The 1,638-nt window shown below is 60.7% G+C and carries 3 protein-coding genes and 1 pseudogene; all 4 read left to right on the top strand.

Annotation, left to right across the window (positions count from 1 at the left end):
• Positions 1-261, top strand: a pseudogene (locus tag D6877_RS29670) (hypothetical protein); the annotation flags it as partial.
• 48 nt (positions 262-309) lie between these two features.
• Positions 310-708, top strand: coding sequence for a DUF2946 domain-containing protein (locus tag D6877_RS24405; protein ID WP_130912360.1), 399 nt, complete (start codon positions 310-312; stop codon positions 706-708).
• Between the two features lie 48 nt (positions 709-756).
• Positions 757-1,236, top strand: coding sequence for a copper chaperone PCu(A)C (locus tag D6877_RS24400; protein WP_130912359.1), 480 nt, complete (start codon positions 757-759; stop codon positions 1,234-1,236).
• A gap of 21 nt (positions 1,237-1,257) precedes the next feature.
• On the top strand, positions 1,258-1,638 hold a 381-nt coding region (locus tag D6877_RS24395), incomplete at its 3' end, for a DUF2946 domain-containing protein (RefSeq protein ID WP_130912358.1).

Below are 1,638 nucleotides of genomic sequence, written 5' to 3'. Positions count from 1 at the left end.
GCCGATCTTGGCCAGTACATCGAAGGATGTGCACTGGAAGATTCGGGCGATGGGCAACTTAACCGAGCAGCGGGTCGAGACGTTATGCAGACCATACGAGCACGAATAGAGACCGATGCGGATTTCGCCCAGGCATTGCGAATCGAAGCCGCTACACTCATTCATAACGGCGAAATCGAAACGGGGCGCAGACTGTTACAACTTTTGCAGCAAGCACTGCGACACCAAACCGCACGACGCTTTTTTACTTATCGGCCCTGATCAGGCTAAATGGGCCGCGCCTGATCGCCCACCCAACGGACCTGTCCCATGAACCGACGCCGGTTAGCAGTTGCCTGGATCGCCTGCCTTGCAGTGCTGTTCAACATGCTCGCCATGCCGCTGAGCGGGGCGATGGCGCAGGCGGCCAGTTCACCGGCCGAGCAGATACTCTGGAGCAGTTTCTGCACCGGCAGCGGCATGAAGATGGTGGCGGTCGACATCGGTGCCACGGATCAGAAGGCCCCGCAGAACGACAGCCATTCGAACATGCAGCACTGCTGGTGTTGCTCAGGTGGGGCGCCATTGCTGGCGCTGCCGGGGCATTCGCCGCAGCTGTATTTCGCGCAATTTGAAAGCAACCGCAGCGTTGCGCCCGTCTCCCTGCAAGCCCCGACGCCGCGCCAGCAATGGCCGAGTCTCAATCCCCGTGCTTCCCCTCTGGTCTGATTGGTTCGCGCCACAAATCCGCGTTTCAAATCGTTCTGGAGAACTGCCATGTTGAAGAAACTCTTCGTCCTCGCTGCGCTGTTGTTGCCGGCGTGCTTCGCCCATGCCCATGAATACAAGGCGGGTGCGCTGGAAATCGCCCATCCGTGGTCGCAGGAACTGCCGCCGAATGCGCCGACCGTCGCCGCCTACTTCATCATCCACAACACCGGCAAAAGCGCCGATCGCCTGCTCAGCGTCGATTCGCCGATTGCCGCCGAAGCGCAGTTGCACGAGCACGTGATGCAGGGCGATCTGATGAAGATGCAGCAAGTGCCAAGCGTGGAAATCCCCGCCGCCGGCACCGTGACCTTCGCGCCGATGGCTTACCACGTGATGCTGCTCAACCCGAGCGATCGCAGCCTGCTCAGCGACGGCAAGCGTTTCCCGATGACCCTGCATTTCGAAAAGGCAGGTGACGTCAGCGTTGAAGTTGCCGTGCAGAAGAAAGCGCCGGAATCCGCCCAGGGCCACGTGCACGCTCAGTAACCGTTTCGGCTGACTTCGCCCATGCGTCCGTTGCGCGCCAGGCCCGTCCCGCATCACCGTCAGACTCAAGCGCTGACGCGTGGCAGCTGGATCGCCCTGTTCGCCATGCTGATGATTTTCATCGGTCCACTGATTTCTCAGTCGATGCCGATGGATCAACACGCCTCGACGTCGATGCCAATGAGCATGGACATGTCGATGGACATGCCCGGCATGGATCACAGCGGTCATGCAGCCCAGCCTGCGGCCGAGCATTGCCCGCCGCAATCTTCGCACCACGTGCTGTGGGAAAAATGCGGCTATTGCAGCCTGCTGTTCAATTGCCCGGCACTGACCGGCGGCGGCGATTTCGTCGCCTTCAACATCCCGCCACCGAACACCTTCACCCCATCCTCCCCGCGT

The sequence above is a fragment of the Pseudomonas sp. Sample_9 genome, assembly GCF_004307535.1.
Lineage (GTDB): Bacteria > Pseudomonadota > Gammaproteobacteria > Pseudomonadales > Pseudomonadaceae > Aquipseudomonas > Aquipseudomonas mercuritolerans.
This window is presented reverse-complemented; position numbering and strand designations above follow the sequence as displayed.